The sequence below is a fragment of the Brevundimonas sp. PAMC22021 genome (assembly GCF_019443405.1).
GTDB lineage: Bacteria > Pseudomonadota > Alphaproteobacteria > Caulobacterales > Caulobacteraceae > Brevundimonas.
This window is the reverse complement of sequence record NZ_CP080376.1, coordinates 862,377-878,994: the sequence shown is the minus strand read 5'-3', so window position 1 is coordinate 878,994 and position 16,618 is coordinate 862,377. Positions and strand designations below refer to the sequence as shown.

Annotated in this window: 17 protein-coding genes; 11 read left to right on the top strand and 6 right to left on the bottom strand. The window is 68.1% G+C overall.

Features of this window, described 5'->3' with window-relative positions:
• Nucleotides 1-303 precede the first annotated feature (303 nt).
• Nucleotides 304-903: a TIGR00730 family Rossman fold protein gene (locus KY493_RS04260; protein WP_219897748.1), complete on the top strand. Its 600-nt coding sequence runs from the start codon at nt 304-306 to the stop codon at nt 901-903.
• A 4-nt stretch (nt 904-907) separates the two neighbouring features.
• Here KY493_RS04260 and gltX read toward each other — a convergent pair whose 3' ends face one another.
• Complete coding sequence (gene gltX, locus KY493_RS04255) at nt 908-2,257, bottom strand: glutamate--tRNA ligase (RefSeq protein ID WP_219897747.1); 1,350 nt, start codon at nt 2,255-2,257, stop codon at nt 908-910.
• A 103-nt stretch (nt 2,258-2,360) separates the two neighbouring features.
• Between gltX and KY493_RS04250 the strand changes: the two genes are divergently transcribed.
• Both KY493_RS04250 and KY493_RS04245 read left to right on the top strand, forming a co-directional pair.
• Nucleotides 2,361-2,624, top strand: coding sequence for a type II toxin-antitoxin system VapB family antitoxin (locus tag KY493_RS04250; RefSeq protein WP_219897746.1), 264 nt, complete (start codon nt 2,361-2,363; stop codon nt 2,622-2,624).
• Nucleotides 2,621-3,013, top strand: coding sequence for a type II toxin-antitoxin system VapC family toxin (locus tag KY493_RS04245; RefSeq protein ID WP_219897745.1), 393 nt, complete (start codon nt 2,621-2,623; stop codon nt 3,011-3,013). The genes KY493_RS04250 and KY493_RS04245 overlap by 4 nt, the downstream gene beginning before the upstream one ends.
• Here KY493_RS04245 and dksA read toward each other — a convergent pair whose 3' ends face one another.
• Both dksA and KY493_RS04235 read right to left on the bottom strand, forming a co-directional pair.
• A complete protein-coding gene (gene dksA, locus KY493_RS04240; RefSeq protein WP_219897744.1) occupies nt 3,014-3,448 on the bottom strand; it encodes an RNA polymerase-binding protein DksA in 435 nt (144 codons plus the stop codon).
• A gap of 180 nt (nt 3,449-3,628) precedes the next feature.
• Nucleotides 3,629-4,069, bottom strand: a complete 441-nt coding sequence (locus KY493_RS04235; protein ID WP_219897743.1) for a flagellar assembly protein FliX — start codon at nt 4,067-4,069, stop codon at nt 3,629-3,631.
• Nucleotides 4,070-4,251: 182 nt separating this feature from the next.
• Here KY493_RS04235 and KY493_RS04230 point away from each other — a divergent pair, with 182 nt between their 5' ends.
• The 6 genes from KY493_RS04230 to uvrA all read left to right on the top strand — a co-directional run bounded on the left by KY493_RS04230 (nt 4,252) and on the right by uvrA (nt 11,516).
• Nucleotides 4,252-5,367 carry a flagellar basal body P-ring protein FlgI gene (locus tag KY493_RS04230; protein WP_219897742.1) on the top strand — a complete coding sequence of 372 codons (1,116 nt, stop codon included), beginning with the start codon at nt 4,252-4,254 and terminating at the stop codon, nt 5,365-5,367.
• A gap of 2 nt (nt 5,368-5,369) precedes the next feature.
• Nucleotides 5,370-5,669, top strand: a complete 300-nt coding sequence (locus KY493_RS04225) for a rod-binding protein (RefSeq protein WP_219897741.1) — start codon at nt 5,370-5,372, stop codon at nt 5,667-5,669.
• A complete protein-coding gene (locus tag KY493_RS04220; protein WP_219897740.1) occupies nt 5,666-6,106 on the top strand; it encodes a flagellar basal-body protein FlbY in 441 nt (146 codons plus the stop codon). The genes KY493_RS04225 and KY493_RS04220 overlap by 4 nt, the downstream gene beginning before the upstream one ends.
• 79 nt (nt 6,107-6,185) lie before the next feature.
• The gene (locus KY493_RS04215; protein ID WP_219897739.1) at nt 6,186-7,778 is read left to right on the top strand and encodes an EAL domain-containing protein; all 1,593 of its coding nucleotides are present in this window, start codon (nt 6,186-6,188) and stop codon (nt 7,776-7,778) included.
• 264 nt (nt 7,779-8,042) lie between these two features.
• Complete coding sequence (locus tag KY493_RS04210) at nt 8,043-8,462, top strand: hypothetical protein (RefSeq protein WP_219897738.1); 420 nt, start codon at nt 8,043-8,045, stop codon at nt 8,460-8,462.
• A 105-nt stretch (nt 8,463-8,567) separates the two neighbouring features.
• Entirely contained in the window at nt 8,568-11,516 is a 2,949-nt protein-coding gene (gene uvrA / locus KY493_RS04205; RefSeq protein ID WP_219897737.1) for an excinuclease ABC subunit UvrA, read from the top strand.
• A gap of 93 nt (nt 11,517-11,609) precedes the next feature.
• Here uvrA and KY493_RS04200 read toward each other — a convergent pair whose 3' ends face one another.
• The gene (locus KY493_RS04200) at nt 11,610-12,488 is read right to left on the bottom strand and encodes a hypothetical protein (protein WP_219897736.1); all 879 of its coding nucleotides are present in this window, start codon (nt 12,486-12,488) and stop codon (nt 11,610-11,612) included.
• A 116-nt stretch (nt 12,489-12,604) separates the two neighbouring features.
• Here KY493_RS04200 and trmFO point away from each other — a divergent pair, with 116 nt between their 5' ends.
• Both trmFO and KY493_RS04190 read left to right on the top strand, forming a co-directional pair.
• On the top strand, nt 12,605-13,999 hold the full coding sequence (trmFO, locus tag KY493_RS04195; RefSeq protein ID WP_219897735.1) for a methylenetetrahydrofolate--tRNA-(uracil(54)-C(5))-methyltransferase (FADH(2)-oxidizing) TrmFO: 1,395 nt from the start codon (nt 12,605-12,607) through the stop codon (nt 13,997-13,999).
• A 35-nt stretch (nt 14,000-14,034) separates the two neighbouring features.
• Nucleotides 14,035-14,958 (top strand): oxygenase MpaB family protein, encoded by a 924-nt coding sequence (locus KY493_RS04190; protein ID WP_219897734.1) that lies wholly within the window; start codon nt 14,035-14,037, stop codon nt 14,956-14,958.
• Here the strand turns inward: KY493_RS04190 and KY493_RS04185 are convergent.
• Together KY493_RS04185 and KY493_RS04180 are read right to left on the bottom strand one after the other, a co-directional pair.
• Nucleotides 14,912-15,535 carry a squalene/phytoene synthase family protein gene (locus KY493_RS04185; RefSeq protein ID WP_219897733.1) on the bottom strand — a complete coding sequence of 208 codons (624 nt, stop codon included), beginning with the start codon at nt 15,533-15,535 and terminating at the stop codon, nt 14,912-14,914. The two genes, KY493_RS04190 and KY493_RS04185, sit on opposite strands and share 47 nt — an antisense overlap.
• 6 nt (nt 15,536-15,541) lie before the next feature.
• Nucleotides 15,542-16,558, bottom strand: a complete 1,017-nt coding sequence (locus KY493_RS04180; protein WP_255568021.1) for a polyprenyl synthetase family protein — start codon at nt 16,556-16,558, stop codon at nt 15,542-15,544.
• Nucleotides 16,559-16,618 lie beyond the last annotated feature (60 nt).

The following is a 16,618-nucleotide window of genomic DNA, read 5'->3' as shown; positions in this document are numbered from 1 at the left end:
GCCCCGCTTGCCCTCGGATCACCAGGCCGGCGGGCGTAACATCGACGGACTGAACCCGGGGCGGTTGCGACCAGCCGGCGGGCGCGGCCTGCGCCCTGGCCTTACCCTCCTGTGGGGCCTGGGAACATGCCGCGACGGCCGCCGCGAGAACCGCAAGGGAGACGACGATCCGCCGTTTCATCCTGTCCTTCGTCGATATATGGCTGTGCGCCCTGGCAAGGCGCCAGCGGCGCGGCTTCTGGTTAGCTCGCGCCCCGCGCCTTGACCACCGCTTTAGCGCCGCACCACCGATCTCGAGGCCACATGACCCTGCCGCCCGCTACCATCGCGCCCTTTGAGGGACGTTCCGTCTGCCTGTTCTGCGGCGCATCCGAAGGGAACGACCCCGCCTTTGTTCGGGCTGCGGCGGCGGTCGGGCAGGCGACGGCCGAACAGGGCTGGCGACTGGTCTATGGCGGCGGCGGCGTGGGTCTGATGGGGGCCGCAGCCCGCGCGGCGCATGGCGCGGGCGGACGGGTGCTGGGGATCATGCCGGCTTTCCTGCGCAGCCGCGAACGGCTGTTCGACGACGTGGAGACGGTGGTCGTCACCTCGATGCACGAGCGCAAGCAGCTAATGTACGACCAGTCGGACGCCTTCATCGTCGCGCCGGGCGGGGTCGGCACGCTGGAAGAGGTCGTCGAACTGCTGTCGTGGAAGCGGCTGGACCTCCATCACAAGCCGGTGGTGTTCCTGAACCTCGACGGCTTCTGGAACGGCTTCTTCGACCTGATCCGCCACAGCGTGTCGCAGGGCATGACGCCGTCCGCCTTCCTGGACGCCTGGACCGTAGCCGAGACGGTCGAAGATGCGATCCAACAGGCGGGCGTCGCGGCCGAGGCGGCGATCTACGACCCGCGCTGAAGCGTCAGGCGGCTTCGCCCTGAAGCCGCCGCGCCATGGTCTCGCGGCCGATCAGCGGGGCCATGGCGGCCATGTCCGGCCCATGCGCCTGACCGGTCAGGGCAAGCCGCAGCGGCATGAACAGGGCCTTGCCCTTGGCTCCGGTCTCGGCCTTGATCGCCGCCGTCCAGGTCGACCAGACGTCCTGATCTACGGTCTCCGGCAGCAGTCGCAGGGCCGCAGCGATGAAGTCGGCGTCTTCGATCACGGGCGCGATCGGGCCTCGGACAATGCGCGCCATTTCGGCCACGTCGTCGAACTTGGTCAGGTTCGGACGCACCGTCTCCCAGAACGCCTCCCCCAGATCGGCGCCCGCCTGGGCCAGACGCGGCTGCGCCTGTTCATAGGACAGGGCGTGCAAGGCCTGGGCGTTCAGGCGATCGAGGTCAGCGGTGTCGTAGCGCGCCGGCGAGCGACCCATCTTGGAGAAGGCGAAGGTCTGCCCCAGCGCCTCGACCGACGCCGCGATTTCCAGCGGGTCGGAGGTGCCGATGCGGCCAAGATGGCTGGTGATGGCGATGGGCTCGTAGCCTTGGTCACGCATGTCGCTGATGGACAGTGAGCCCAGCCGCTTGGACAGGGCCTGACCATCCGCGCCCACCAGCAGCGGCATGTGGGCGAAGCCGGGAAGCGCCCCGCCCCAACCGCCGGCGATCAGCGCCTCAAAGATCTCGATCTGGGCGCCCGTGTTGGTGACGTGGTCCTCGCCCCGGATGACGTGGCTGATCGCCATGTCCAGATCATCCACCACCGACGGCAGGGTGTAGAGGAACAGGCCGTCCTCGCGGATCAGAACGGGGTCGGACATGGAGGCGGTGTCCACCTCGGCATGGCCGCGTGACAGGTCTTCCCAGGCGACGCGGCGGCCATCCAGCTTGAAGCGCCAGTGCGGGCGGCGACCTTCGGCCTCATAGGCCGCCTTCTGCTCGGGCGTCAGTTCCAGCGCGGCGCGGTCATAGATGGGCGGAAGGCCCCGCGACAGTTGCACCTTGCGGCGGCGATCGAGTTCGTCGGCCGTTTCATAGGCGGGATAAAGCCGCCCCGCAGCCTTCAGCGCCTCGGCGGCGGCCTCATAGCGGTCGAAGCGTTTTGATTGGTTGTGCCGCTCGTCCCACACCAGGCCCAGCCAGCGCAGGTCGTCTTCGATGCCTTGCTCGAACTCCGGCGTGGAGCGCGCCAGGTCGGTGTCGTCGATCCGCAGCACGAACTGCCCGCCCTGTCCCTTGGCGAACAGCCAGTTGACCAGCGCGGTGCGGACGTTGCCGACGTGCAGCTTACCCGTCGGCGACGGGGCGAAACGGACCTTGACGGACATGGGCGAGAGACCTCGAAAGCGAGGCGGCTAGGTCGCGCCCCCGCCTGTCGGAGTCAAGGCGCGGTTGGACCGTGCGGAGGATCATGATAGTCTGTCGACCATCATGAACGCGCCCGTCCAGATCAGAAAACCGGATGTCGCCGAGCGACTTCGCAGCATGGCCCTGCGCGAGGGACTGTCGATCACCGACCTGGTCGATCAGATGGCGCGCGAACGCGAAGCCCGCATCAACGAGGCGCGACAGGCCGAGATCAACAGAAAGATCGCCGCAGCCAAGCAAATCATTGCGGAATTCAACGCCTTGCCGATCGTCGGCCCAATGCTGACCGACGACGACATCTATGACGAGGATGGCCTGCCGAAATGATCGTTGCTGACGCTTCGGCGATCGTCGCCGTCCTTCTCGAAGAGCCTGAAGAGGACGCGTTTCTGGACGTTCTTTCGCAAGGACCCGTTGTGATGTCGCCCGTCGGCTACTGGGAGGCTCACACCCGAGTTCATCGCCTGCGCGGCGACGAGGGCGCCGCCCGACTTGAACGTCTGTTGACCAACTTCGACATTCAAATCGCGCCCGCCGGCTCCGAAACTGCACGTCTGGCCGCAAGAGCGCAGGCGGAGTTTGGAAAGCACACCCCTGCCAGGCTGAACCTGGGCGACTGCTTCGCCTATGCCCTGGCCAAGGAGCAGAGCCTGCCGCTGCTCTTCAAGGGCGAGGACTTCGTCCGGACGGACGTCAAGGTCGCCCTTCGGGTCTGATCAGTCGTCGCGGTGGACGCGTTCGCGGCGTTCGTGCCGTTCCTGCGCCTCGACCGACAAGGTCGCCGTCGGGCGCGCCTCCAGACGACCCAGGCTGATCGGCTCGCCGGTGTCCTCGCAATAGCCGTAGGAGCCGTCCTCGATCCGGCGCAACGCGTCGTCGATCTTGGAGATCAGCTTGCGTTGGCGGTCGCGGGTCCGCAGCTCCAAGGCCCGATCGCTCTCGGACGAGGCCCGATCCACCAGGTCCGGGTGGTTTTCGGTTTCGGCCTTCAGGTTGATGACGGTGCCCCGGCTTTCGCGAAGGATGTCATCCTTCCACGCCAGCAATTTCCCCTTGAAGTAGGCCAGTTGCCGCTCACTCATGAACGGCTCGTCGTCGGACGGCCGATATGCAGCCGGTTCCGCCGTGAACTTGGACGCCAATGCGTTCATCGCACTCACGCTCTCAATGCACGCCCCCCTGTGGCGTAAGCGCCGTATAGGGATGCGCGCGAGGCTCGGCAACGGCTTCGCGTTTCCGTGATCAATGATCAGTCTCAGACGCGCCGCGGGCGTGACATTTCGCCCTCACCTTTCGGGCTTGAACGTTGAAAAGACGCCTCAAATGAGGGCTCAGGCCGCCGCCCGGCGCATCTCGGCCTTTGCGAGTTCGACCGAGGCGCGCAGATCGATCTGGTCCAGAAGCTCGCTGAGTCCCGCCTCGCGTTCCTCCGGCCGGTCTTCCCTCAGCCCACGCGCCAGCCGCTCCAGCGCCGGCTCCCCCGCCTCGCCAGACAGAAGCGCCAACGTCAGTTCATCCAGCCGATCGAGCAGACCGCCGCCGCGCCGGATCGCGCGTCGCCGCCGTTCCGTCGCGGTCTCCACGCCCTGAAGCGCCATCAGGGCCGACACATTGGTCACGCCCGAAGCCGATGAGGTGGCGGAAGCAGCCGCGGGCGACGCCGCCGCAGACGCCCCGCCAGGACCGGCGACGCTGAAGCCTGCCCCAGACTGAGGACGAGCGGCAGCCGACCCTTGGGCGGCGCGGGGTCCGGTCGATCCTGTGATCTTCATCGCGGCATGCTCCCGGCTATAAGGCGACTAAGGCGGCGCACCCGTCACCTTTTGGTTAATGGATCGGCAAATCTTGCCGCCCGATCTCCGCTCGGCGCGGCTTTCTCGTTGACGGGGCTGACCTTTTCCGGCGGCACGATCCTAGCAGGCTGGTCATCGCTAGTTTCCGACGGACCCGACCCATGCAGAAATTGCTGGCCAGACTGATCGTCCCCTTCGCGGCGGGGCTCGCCCTGTTGGGCGCAGGCCAGGCGGCGCAGGCGCAGTCCCGCATCAAGGACATCGCCGCCGTCGAGGGCGTGCGCACCAATCAGCTGGTCGGCTATGGCCTGGTGGTCGGGCTGAACGGTACGGGCGACAGCCTGCGCAACTCGCCCTTCACCCGCCAGTCGCTGGAAGGGATGATGGAGCGGCTGGGCGTCAACATCCGCGACGCCAACGCCAACACCAAGAACCTGGCGGCCGTCATGGTCACGGCCGAACTGCCGGCCTTCGCCACTCCGGGCTCGCGCATCGACGTGTCGGTCTCGACCATGGGCGACGCCAAGAGCCTGTTGGGCGGCACCTTGCTGGTCACCGGACTGCAGGGCGCCGACGGCCAGATCTATGCGGTGGCGCAGGGCTCGGTGCAGACCGGCGCGGTGTCGGCGTCCGGCGCCTCCGGATCGTCGGTGACGCGAGGCGTGCCGACGGCCGGGCGCATCGCCTCCGGCGGCGTGGTGGAGCGCGAGACCGGCTTTGAGCTGGCCAACATGAACGAGGTGCGGCTGAACCTGCGCAATCCCGACTTCACCACCGCCCAGCGCGTGGCCGCCGCGATCAACGCAGCCTATCCGAACAGCGCCCTGGCCGAGAACGGCACGGTCGTGGCGCTACGGGCGCCTGGCGACATGGGCCTGGCGGGCTTCATCTCGCGCGTCGAGAACCTGCCGGTGCGGGTCGACACGCCGGCGAAGGTGGTGATCGACGAGGTCAACGGCGTGATCGTCATGGGCGAGGCCGTGCGCATCTCCACCGTCGCAGTCGCCCAGGGCAACCTGACCGTCTCGGTCCAGGAAACGCCGCAGATCATCCAGCCCGCCCCCTTCAGCCAGGGTCAGACGGCGGTCGTCCCGGACACCCAGGTGGCCATCGAGGAAGAGCTTGGCCGCGAGATGCGCATCGTGCGCGGCGGTGAAAGCCTGTCCACCGTGGTCAATGGCCTGAACGCCCTGGGCGTCAGCCCGCGCGACATGATCTCCATCCTGCAGGCCATCAAGGCCGCCGGCGCGCTGCAGGCCGACATCGAGGTGATGTGAGCATGAGCGACCTGTCCGTCTCCGCCGACCTGCTCCGCGCAGCGCCATCGCAACCGTCGGGCGCCGCGGCCAAGGTGCGCGAAACCGCCGAAGCCTTCGAGGCCAGCTTCCTGGCTCAGATGCTGAAGCCGATGTTCGAGGGCTTGAAGACCGATGGCCCCTTTGGCGGCGGTCAGGCGGAGGCGACGTGGCGCGGCTTCATGCTCGACGAAATGGCCAAAAAGACCGTCGCCGCCGGCGGTATCGGTCTGGCGGACACGGTGATGGCTGAGATGCTGAAGATGCAGGAGCAACGTCCATGACGCCCGACGCCGAACTCGCCGCAGCGCGGATCCGCCAGTTGGTTGATCTGACAAAGGCTCTGACGATCCGCCTGGCCGACGAGACCCGCGCCTTTGAGGCCCAGCGCCCGCAGGACGCCGCCGCCAGCCTGCCGAAGACCCAGGAGCTGGCCAATCTTTACCGCCGCGACAGCGCCCATGTGAAGGCGAACCCGGCGCTGCTCGCCTTTGCGCCGGCCGCCGACAAGGCCGCCTTGCTGAAGGCTACCGAAGCGTTCGAGACGGTGCTGGCTCGCCACAGTCGCGCGGTCGACGCAGCGCGCAAGATTTCGGAAGGCCTGATGCAGGCGATCGCGCAGGAGGTCGCGGCCGCGCGCACCCCCGCCTCCGCCTATGGAGCCGGCGGCCAGGCCCACGCGGGCGACGGGCGCGCCTTTGCATTGAACCGCACAGCATAGCCAAGCCGCTCGCCCACCCACGTTCGTTAACCAAGCAGGCGTCGCTGTTTCTTAAGGATAACCGGGCAAGCTGACGTCCATGAACCTCACCGTCCGCCTTCTGGGTCTGGCTTTCGCATCGTCCGACGGGCTCGCCGAGGTCGATAGGGATGGCGTAATCCGCTTCGCGATGGGCGCGGGCCCGGTGGCGGGTCAGGACGCCGCGACCATCTGGCAGAACCGACCGTTCGCCGAACTGCTGCATGATCCGGCCGCCTATCATCGGCTGATCGCCGGGCTGACGCCCGGTCTGAGATCGAAGCCGGTGGAAGTTCTGATCAACTGCTCGGAGCAGCGGGTGCGACGTGCCACGGTGCGCGCCTTCATGCTGCCGCAGCTGGCGCCGGCCGTTTCGCTGTCGATCAGCTACGAAGGTCCGGCCTTTGCGGCGGCCGATCTGGACGCCGCGCCTATGCTGGACGGCGAGGGTTTCCTGGCCTCGGTCGGCCGCATGCTGGTGGATGGGGGATCGCAGGGCGCGGCGCCGGTGTCGCTGGTCTTCCTGGACGTTCATGGCCTGGCCGCCGCCGATGCGGACGCCGCCGAGCGGATCGCGCGTCGCATTCAGGCCACCCTGCAGTCCGCTGCAATCAACGGTTCGGCCGCAGCTCAGCTGACCCACGATCGCTTCGCCCTGATCCAGTCGGCCGCCGACAAACGCGATCTCGCCGCCGAAGTGCGCGAAGCGGGCAAGGCTGAAGGCGTGGTTCTGGACACCGCGGCCGTCGGCGCTGCAATTCCTGCCGGCGCCGAACCCCTTTGCGCACTGCGCGCCATGCGTTTCGCCATCGAAGGCTGTTTGAAGGAAGGCGGCCTCGCCAACCCCGAACTGGCTTTCGCAGAATCGCTGAAGCGGACGCTGCGGGACGCCGAGACGTTCCGGACGGTCGTGAAGCAGCGGGACTTCGTCGTCCATTATCAACCGATCGTGGACCTGGGCACGCGCGCCGTGCACCACTTCGAGGCGCTGTCCCGGTTCAGCAGCGACGTGGGTCCCGCCAACGCCATCCGCATGGCCGAGGAACTGGCGCTGATCGAGCAGTTCGACCTGGTTGTCGCCGAGAAGGTGGTGCAGCGCCTGCGCCAGCCGGGCGCCGGCCTGCTGAAGATCGCGGTCAATGTTTCGGCCGCCTCGCTCGCCAACGACGCCTATGTCGCCTCGCTGCTGCGGATGACCAGCGGCTTTCCCGAAGATCGCCGTCGCCTGATGATCGAGGTGACCGAGACGGCGGCCATGGCCGATGTGGAGGCCGCCAACCGGCGTCTGGCCGTGCTGCGCGACGCCGGCGTCAAGGTGTGCATCGACGACTTCGGCGCGGGCTCAGCCTCGTTCGACTACCTTCGTCGCCTGTCGGTGGACGCCGTCAAGATCGACGGTTCACTGGTTCGCGATATCGAAAAGGACGGTCGCGCGCGCACCCTGATCCGCTCGCTGGTCGAACTGTGCGCGTCGATGAAGCTCACCACCATCGCCGAGATGATCGAGACCGACGCGGTAGCCTCCGAACTGAAGGCCGCCGGCGTCAACATGGGCCAGGGCTGGCTGTTCGGCCGCGCCGAGGCGGAGCCGCGCACGACGCTTTCGGCTCCCAGTGCGGTTCGTCGTCGGGGGACCGTGGAGGCGTGGGGCTAAAGCCGGGTCAGGCGCGAGGGCGACGCTGCGACCGAGCTCGGACCGGCACGCGCTCTCGCTTCGGCTGAGCGCCGCGCGCGGCGAGAAGCAGGGCGGAAAGAGCCAGTCCGGTCGCCAGTGCGCTGATCATGATGCTCGAGCCTCCTTGCCGTTCACGAGTGAGGATGGTGCGCTGAGAACGTCGGCGCAAGAGGCGATGATCCCGCGTCCCATTCTGGCTCTCGACACAAGGACGTGACAGGATTGCCCGAGAGAGGATTTCCGATGCGTCTCGCCCTGCTCTGCGCACCCATTTTCCTGCTGGTCGCGGCCTGCTCGAGCATGCCCCGGCCGCCGTCCGGGCCGCCCACGGTGCAACGGGCGGCCGGAGAGCCTGCCCCGCCTCAAGGCCGCTTCTACGCCGACTGCATCGCCCAGGCGGCGACTTCCGGCGCCTATGACAAGGAACCGGGCGGAAACCAGCTTCGCTTCACCTGCACCGGCTCGACGGCGCGCGCCTTTTACGACGGGCTGGGGGACTGGAGCGCCCGCATCGGTTCGGAACTGGAGGCGGAGGGCCGCACCTGGCGCTTCAGCCAGAAGCTGGAGCGCGACCCTTCGGGCGTCGATGGCTGCTCGACGGATGGCGCCGGAGACTACAGCTGCGTGGTGATCCTGAACGTGGGAGAGTTCCTGGCGGACTAGCCGCCGCAATGTTCGCACATTGTTCTTGCTGAATGCGGCGGATCAGTCCCCATATACCGCTGTCGCTCCGGAGCCGCCGGGGCCTCCTCCGCGTTCCCGACAGGCATGACCGAAAAGCACAACTTCATCCGCGTTCGCGGCGCCCGCGAGCACAACCTCAAGGGCGTGGACGTCGACATCCCGCGCGAGCAGCTGGTGGTCATGACCGGCCTGTCCGGCTCGGGCAAGTCGTCGCTGGCATTCGACACCATCTACGCCGAGGGTCAGCGGCGTTACGTCGAGAGCCTGTCGGCCTATGCGCGCCAGTTCCTGGAGCTGATGGGCAAGCCGGACGTGGACCTGATCGAGGGCCTGTCGCCGGCCATCTCCATCGAACAGAAGACCACCTCCAAGAACCCGCGCTCCACCGTCGGCACGGTGACGGAAATCCACGACTACATGCGCCTGCTGTGGGCGCGGGTGGGCGTGCCCTACTCCCCCGTCACCGGTCTGCCGATCGAGAGCCAGACCGTCAGCCAGATGGTGGACAAGCTGACGGCCCTGCCGGACGGTGAGCGCATCCTGTTGCTGGCGCCCGTGGTGCGGGGCAGAAAGGGCGAATACCGCAAGGAACTGGCCGAATGGCAGCGCGCGGGCTTCCAGCGGGTCAAGATCGACGGCGAGTTCTATCCGATCGAGGACGCGCCGACACTTGACAAGAAGTTCAAGCACGACATCGACATCGTGGTGGACCGCATCGTCACCAAGGCGGGGCTGGAGGGTCGCTACGCCGACAGCCTGCAGACGGCGCTGGGCCTCGCCGACGGCATCGCCACCGCCGAATGGGCGTCAGCGGCAGAGGGCGAAGAGCCGCGCCGCATCGTCTTTTCCGAGAAGTTCGCCTGCCCGGTGTCCGGCTTCACCATCAGCGAGATCGAGCCGCGGCTGTTCTCGTTCAACAATCCGTTCGGGGCCTGCCCGGTCTGCGACGGCCTGGGGGTCAAGCTGGCGTTCGACGCCGACCTGGTGATCCCCGACCGCGACAAGACCCTGCACAAAGGGGCGGTGTCGCCTTGGGCCAAGGGGCCGTCGCCGCTGTACACCCAGACGCTGCAGGCGCTGAGCCGTCACTACGGCTTCTCGATGGACAAGCCGTGGCGTGAGCTGCCGGAGCAGGCGCGCAGCGTGATCCTGCACGGCACCAAGTCGGAGAAGGTGAAGTTCTCCTATGACGACAACGCGCGGAAGTATGAGGTCTCAAAGCCGTTCGAGGGCGTGCTGCCGAACCTGGAGCGGCGCTGGCGTGAGACCGACAGCGCCTGGGTGCGCGAGGAGCTGGGCCGCTATCAATCCGAGACGCCGTGCGAGGCCTGCCACGGCAAGCGGCTGAAGCCCGAGGCGCTGGCCGTCAAGGTGACCGGCGAGGACATCGCCGACATCTCCAACCTGTCGATATCCAAGGCCTATCTTTGGTTCTCGACGGTCGAGGATCAGTTGACCGACAAGCAGCGCGACATCGCCCGCCGCATCCTGAAGGAGATCACCGACCGACTGCGGTTCCTGAACAATGTGGGGCTGGACTATCTGAACCTGTCGCGGTCGTCCGGCACCCTGTCCGGTGGTGAGAGCCAGCGCATCCGCCTGGCCTCGCAGATCGGTTCGGGCCTGACGGGCGTGCTCTATGTGCTGGACGAGCCCTCGATCGGTCTGCACCAGCGCGACAACACGCGCCTGCTGGAAAGTCTGAAGGGCCTGCGTGATCTCGGCAACTCGGTGCTGGTGGTCGAGCATGACGAAGAGGCGATCCTGACCGCCGACTACGTCATCGACATGGGACCGGCCGCCGGTGTCCACGGCGGTGAAATTCGCGCCCAGGGCACGCCGGCCGAGGTCATGGCCAATCCGCAAAGCCTGACCGGACAGTACCTGACCGGCGCACGCGAAATCGCCCTGCCGGAAGACGGCCGCCGTCCGATCAATCGCAAGAAGATGCTGACGATCTCAGGCGCGACCGGCAACAATCTGAAAAACGTCACCGGTGAGATCCCGGTCGGCGTCTTCACCTGCGTTACCGGCGTATCCGGCGGCGGCAAGTCCACCTTCACCATCGAGACCCTGTACAAGGCGGCCGCGCGTCGGCTGAACAACGCCTCGGAAGCGCCCGCCCCCTTCGACCGGATCGAGGGGCTGGAGCATTTCGACAAGGTCATCGATATCGACCAGTCGCCGATCGGCCGCACCCCGCGCTCGAATCCTGCGACCTACACCGGCGCCTTCGGGCCGATCCGGGACTGGTTCGCGGGATTGCCGGAGTCCAAGGCGCGCGGTTACGGCCCCGGCCGCTTCAGCTTCAACGTCAAAGGCGGGCGCTGCGAGGCCTGCCAGGGCGACGGCGTCATCAAGATCGAGATGCACTTCCTGCCCGACGTCTATGTCACCTGCGACGTCTGCAAGGGCAAACGCTACAACCGCGAGACGCTGGAGATCGTGTTCAAGGGCAAGTCGATCTCGGACGTGCTGGACATGACGGTCGAGGAGGCGGCGAACTTCTTCAAGGCCGTGCCGCCGATCCGCGACAAGATGCTGACGCTGGAGCGGGTGGGCCTCGGCTACGTCAAGGTCGGCCAGCCCGCGACCACCCTGTCGGGCGGCGAGGCCCAGCGGGTCAAGCTGTCCAAGGAGCTGTCGAAGCGCGCCACCGGCCGCACCCTCTACATCCTCGACGAGCCCACCACCGGCCTGCATTTCGAAGACACGAGAAAGCTGCTGGAGGTGTTGCAGGAGCTGGTCGAGACCGGCAACACCATCGTGGTGATCGAGCACAACCTCGACGTCATCAAGGTCGCCGACCACCTGCTCGACTTCGGTCCCGAGGGCGGCGACGGCGGCGGCGAGATCGTCGCGGTGGGCACGCCCGAGCAGGTCGCCGACAACCCAGCCAGCTGGACCGGCCGTTACCTCAAGGAGGTGCTGGATCGGCACGAGCAGCGGCGCGTCGCACGCGTGTCCGAGCTGAAGGCGGCGGCGCCCGAAAAGGCGCCCCGCACCCGAGCCAAGAAGACAGCGGCGGCTTGAGGATCAGGCGGAGGCGACGGGCGTCCGCGTCGTCTCCGTCGCCGCACCGTTGCCGGCCAGATGCCACGCGCTCCGCGGCGGGGCTCTCGCGGTTCAGGCCGAAGGTCGAATGTCTCGCCAGGCGGCGGCGAAGGGCGCGTAGATCACCGCCAGTTGCAGCGCCGATAGCAGGCTGTTGATCACGATCCAGGCGATGATCGCGGGCGCGGCGGTCGCCAGCACCTCGCCGATCGGCGCGCCTTCCATGGCCGACAGCGACTGCAGGCCGCCTGTGGCGAGCGTGATCGGCAGGGCGACGACGCCGCCCAGGAGGTTGACGACCAGGCTCATGATCACGGCGATAACCGCCATGCCCAGCAGCGGCCAGAACACGCCCTTGGTGGCGCGAAAGGACTCCTTCAGCGCGATCCGCTTCTCGGTGAAGGTGATCGGAACGGTCAGGCTGAGGCGAATGGCCAGAAACACGACAAAGGCCAGGGCGGCGGCGCCGACGATCACCGCCACGAGCCACAAAACCGCCTGTCCGGTCGTGGTCGCGATGGCGCCGACCACGCCGATCAGCGAGGCGGAAGCAAGGCTCAGCAGGCCGAACAGCAGGCCCAGAATGACGGTCACGCCGAGGATGCGCATCTCGTCGCGGCCGAGGCGCAGATAGCCCCAACGGCTTTCCTCGGGCCGCAGTACGGCCCGAGCGATGGCCGCGTTCAGCACCGCCCCGAACAGCAGCCCGACCGGCACGAGCCAGAACAGGGAGGCGTAGATCATCATGACCCGCTGGACATCGGCCTGCGACGGGCTGGCCGGATCCATGGTCTCCATGACGTTGGTCAACTCGATCAGCTGCGGTCCACCCAGCGCGAACACCAGGATGAACAGCGCCGCATAGACCAGCGCCCACCAGACGACGACCATCGGCTTGCGTCGCACGATGCGGAATCCTTCGAACGCCGCTTCGGTGGCCGATAAGCTCATGTCCGTGCTCCCCTGCTGCTGGACGCGGCGACGATAGCCGCAGTCGCAGGTTCAAAGCCAGAGCGTTGCCGCGCGAGGAGGCTGACGGCGCGGGCCGGGGTCGCTAGAAGGCCGCGATGACCGATGCTGCATCCCCTACCCGTCCCGTTCACGTCATAGGCGGCGGCCTCGCCGGCTCCGAAGCCGCCTGGCAGATCGCCTCGGCCGGCGTGCCGGTGGTCCTGCACGAGATGCGCCGGGACGGCGTAACCACCGACGCGCACCATACCGACGGCCTGGCCGAGCTGGTCTGCTCCAATTCGTTCCGCTCGGACGACTGGCAGTTCAACGCGGTGGGGCTGCTGCATGCCGAGATGCGCGCGCTGGATTCAGTGATCATGTCGGCGGCCGACGCCAATCAGGTGCCGGCGGGCGGCGCCCTGGCGGTGGATCGCGAAGGCTTCTCCCAAGCCGTGACGCAGCGGCTGGAGGCGCATCCGCTGATCACGGTCGTGCGCGAGGAGATCGCCGGACTGCCGCCCGAAGACTGGGACAACGTGGTGGTGGCGACCGGCCCCTTGACCTCGCCCGCCCTGGCGCAGGCGATCCTGGGTGCGACGGGCGAGGAAAGCCTCAGCTTCTTTGACGCCATCGCGCCCATCGTTCACGCCGACAGCATCGACTTCGACATCGCCTGGCGGCAGTCGCGCTATGACAAGGAGGGGCCGGGCGGCGACGCCGCCGCCTACGTCAACTGCCCGATGGACCGGGATCAGTACGAGGCCTTCATCGACGCCCTTCTGGATGGCCCCAAGGCCGAGTTCAAGGAGTGGGAGCACGTTCCCTATTTCGACGGCTGCCTGCCCATCGAGGTGATGGCCGAGCGGGGACGCGAAACGCTGCGCCACGGACCGATGAAGCCGGTCGGCCTGACCAATCCGCGCAATCCGACGGTCAAGGCGCACGCCATCGTGCAACTGCGTCAGGACAATGCGCTGGGCACGCTGTTCAACATGGTCGGCTTCCAGACCAAGCTGAAGCACGGCGCGCAGGCGGATGTGTTCCGCATGATCCCCGGCTTGCAGAACGCGCAGTTCGCGCGGCTGGGCGGGCTGCACCGCAACACCTTCTTGAATTCGCCCAAGCTGTTGGACCGGCAGATGAGGCTGAAGAGCCATCCGCGCCTGCGCTTCGCAGGCCAGGTGACGGGGGTGGAGGGCTATGTCGAGAGCGCCGCGACCGGGCTGCTGGCGGGCCGGCTGGCGGCCGCGCAGGCGCTGGGTCGCACGCTGGAGGCGCCGCCCGCGCACACGGCCATGGGCGCCTTGGTCGAGCACATCACCGGCGGGCACCTGGAAGGCTCCAAGTTCCAGCCGATGAACATCAACTATGGCCTCCTGCCGCCGCTGGAGGCGCCCAAGGTCGACGAGAACGGCCAGAAGATTCCGATGAAGGAGCGCGGGCGCGCCAAGAAGCGGCTGATGAGCGTGCGGGCCCTGGAGGGCCTGAAGTCCTGGCGCGACGACGGCTGAAGGAGCGTCGGGGTCGGCTCGCGCGTTGAGGCGTCATGGCCTATCCCGATCCACCGTCCGCCGCCTCCCTGACCGATCCGGTGCGCCGTGCGATCGCCCAGCGGGTGGTGCGCATCTTCAACGATCCGGACAAGGGCGAGAGCCCGGTGGTGCGGCGTCCGGACGGGCTGTACGGGCCGAACTCGGTGGCCTGGCGGGTGCATGGCGACGTGACCTCGATGATGGTCGGGGGCGTGTCGGGCCTGCTGCTGCAGATGCTGCATCCGGCGGTGCTGGCGGGTGTGTGGGATCACTCGAACTTCCGCGCAGACATGCACGGGCGGCTGAGGCGGACGGCGCGGTTCATCGCCATGACGACCTATGGCGGGCGTGAGGAGGCGGAGGGCGTGATCGGGCGGGTGCGGCGCATCCACGATCAGGTGACAGGCGTGTTGCCGAGCGGAAAAGCTTACGCCGCCAACGATTCGGCGCTGCTGGCCTGGGTGCATGTGACGGAGGCGTGGAGTTTTCTCCATGCCTGGATCCGTTACGGCGAGCCGGGCATGTCCGTTGAGGATCAGGACCGGTATCTCCAGGAGATGACGGTTGTCGGCGCCATGCTGGGGGCCGACCCGATGCCGCGCAGCCGGGACGAGGCGCGGCGGATGCTGCACGCCGGCCGCCCCGCCCTGATGGTCGACGAGCGGACGCGGGAGGTGGCGCATCTGGTGCTGAACCAGCCGGCGCGATCCCGCACGGCCGAGCCGGTGCAGCGGCTGATCATGCAGGCCGGCGTCGATCTGTTGCCCGAGTGGGCGCGACGGATGCACGGCTTTCCCTCGCCCGTGCTGCGCCAGCCACTGCTGCGGGCTCAGACGCGGGGCGTGGCGCGCACGCTGCGTTGGGCGTTCGAGGGTCAGCCGAACCGGCGCGTCACACCCGCCCCCGCAGCACCGCCCAGGTCAGACGCAGCCGCTTGACGGGCTCGGGCGCGTCCGATCGGATCAGGGCGGCGTGGGCGACGGCCGGAAAAGCCTGCGCCGGAAGAGCCTTCAGCGCCCGGTTGGCGGCGGGACGCAGCGCCCTCGCCTCTTCCGCCCGGCCGGTCTGAGCCAGACCGCGCATCCGGCCAGCCTCAATGATCCTGGCGGCATGGCCGGGGCCGGCCAGCACCTGGGCCGCCGCCTGCATCGGGCCGACGTAGAAGGCGTCCAGGTCGTGCGCCTCGCCGTGGACCCGGCCGATATGCGCCTCGATCAGGGCGTCAAACGGGGCGCGATCAAGCGCATGGCGGCCGACAAGATCGGTCAGCGCCTCCAGCACCGGGTGGCCCAGGCGCGGCTCGCCGGAGAAGACGCCGTCCATCTGCTCGGCCCACCAGGCATATCGCATCTCGGCCAGCAGCGGCTGGGTTACGCGAGTGGGGATGGCCAGCAGCTCGGCCTCGAAGGCGTAGAGGGCGATCAGGTCGGCGCGCAGGCGCTCGTCGGCGACGAAGCGGCTGGACAGCCAGCGGTCGGGATCGGCCTCGCGGACCTGGTCGTCCAGGGCGGCCAAGCGCGATCAGGCCGGACGCGAGACGGCGAAGTCGGCCAGCGCCTCCAGCGCCGCGCGCCATTCGGAGTCCGGCAGGATGGACAGCGCCGCCTTGGCCGCGTCCGCATATTCGCCCGCCAGATCCAGCGTCGCCTGCACCGCGCCCGACCCCAGGATGATCTCGCGGGCGCGGCGGAAGTCGTCCGGCGTGCGCTCGCCCCTGGTGATGGTCCTCTCCCAGAAGGCGTCCTCGCGGCCCCGGGTGCGGGCGACCGCCAGGATCAGCGGCAGGGTGGCCTTGCCCTCGTTGAAGTCGTCGCCGGCGTTCTTGCCCAGGGCCTCGGCCGAGGCGCCGTAGTCCAGCGCGTCGTCGGCCAGCTGGAAGGCGATGCCCAGCGCCATGCCGTAGTCGCGCATGGCCTTGACCACCGCGTCATCGGCGCCGGCGCCCACGGCGCCGGATTCGGCGGCGGCGGCGAACAGTTCGGCGGTCTTGGCCGAGATGATGGTGAGATAGGTGTCCTGCTCGAGATTCAGGTCGTGGGCGCGCGTCAGCTGCAGCACCTCGCCCTCTGAGATCACGCGCGAGGCGGCGGCCAGGATGCCCAGCGCCCGCAGGGAATCCGTCTCGACCATCAACTCGAAGGCGCGGGCGAACAGGAAGTCGCCCACCAGCACGCTGGTGGGCGCGCCCCAGATCAGGTGGGCCGCCACCTTGCCGCGTCGCAGCTCGGACGCATCCACGATGTCGTCGTGCAGGAGCGTCGCGGTGTGAATGAACTCGACCGCCGCCGCCAGCCGCAGCGGTCCGCCGATGTCGCCCGCGGCGCCCACCGCACGCGCCGCCGCCACCGTCAGCAGCGGGCGCAGACGCTTGCCGCCCGCGGCGATCAGATGCTCGGCCAGGCGCGGGATCACCGGCACGTCCGACTGCATCCGGTCCAGAATCAGGGCGTCGACGGCCGCCATGTCGACCTCGGCCAGCCGGACAAGGGCGTCGACATCTCCCTTCGAGCGGGGAGCGGCGGCGAGGACAGCGTCCAAGGAAAACTCTTTCGAAACGCAAGGCGCGGGAGGCGCGCCCATGACAAACGGCCGCGCCGG

Excerpts from the sequence above, each read along its gene's own strand:
- KY493_RS04230 (WP_219897742.1), top strand. The coding sequence starts at position 4,252 with ATGCAGAAATTGCTGGCCAGACTGATCGTCCCCTTCGCGGCGGGGCTC.
- KY493_RS04200 (WP_219897736.1), bottom strand. The coding sequence starts at position 12,488 with ATGAGCTTATCGGCCACCGAAGCGGCGTTCGAAGGATTCCGCATCGTG.
- KY493_RS04260 (WP_219897748.1), top strand. The coding sequence starts at position 304 with ATGACCCTGCCGCCCGCTACCATCGCGCCCTTTGAGGGACGTTCCGTC.
- trmFO (WP_219897735.1), top strand. The coding sequence starts at position 12,605 with ATGACCGATGCTGCATCCCCTACCCGTCCCGTTCACGTCATAGGCGGC.
- KY493_RS04225 (WP_219897741.1), top strand. The coding sequence starts at position 5,370 with ATGAGCGACCTGTCCGTCTCCGCCGACCTGCTCCGCGCAGCGCCATCG.
- uvrA (WP_219897737.1), top strand. The coding sequence starts at position 8,568 with ATGACCGAAAAGCACAACTTCATCCGCGTTCGCGGCGCCCGCGAGCAC.
- KY493_RS04220 (WP_219897740.1), top strand. The coding sequence starts at position 5,666 with ATGACGCCCGACGCCGAACTCGCCGCAGCGCGGATCCGCCAGTTGGTT.
- KY493_RS04215 (WP_219897739.1), top strand. The coding sequence starts at position 6,186 with ATGAACCTCACCGTCCGCCTTCTGGGTCTGGCTTTCGCATCGTCCGAC.
- KY493_RS04245 (WP_219897745.1), top strand. The coding sequence starts at position 2,621 with ATGATCGTTGCTGACGCTTCGGCGATCGTCGCCGTCCTTCTCGAAGAG.
- KY493_RS04210 (WP_219897738.1), top strand. The coding sequence starts at position 8,043 with ATGCGTCTCGCCCTGCTCTGCGCACCCATTTTCCTGCTGGTCGCGGCC.
- KY493_RS04190 (WP_219897734.1), top strand. The coding sequence starts at position 14,035 with ATGGCCTATCCCGATCCACCGTCCGCCGCCTCCCTGACCGATCCGGTG.
- gltX (WP_219897747.1), bottom strand. The coding sequence starts at position 2,257 with ATGTCCGTCAAGGTCCGTTTCGCCCCGTCGCCGACGGGTAAGCTGCAC.
- KY493_RS04235 (WP_219897743.1), bottom strand. The coding sequence starts at position 4,069 with ATGAAGATCACAGGATCGACCGGACCCCGCGCCGCCCAAGGGTCGGCT.
- dksA (WP_219897744.1), bottom strand. The coding sequence starts at position 3,448 with ATGAACGCATTGGCGTCCAAGTTCACGGCGGAACCGGCTGCATATCGG.
- KY493_RS04250 (WP_219897746.1), top strand. The coding sequence starts at position 2,361 with ATGAACGCGCCCGTCCAGATCAGAAAACCGGATGTCGCCGAGCGACTT.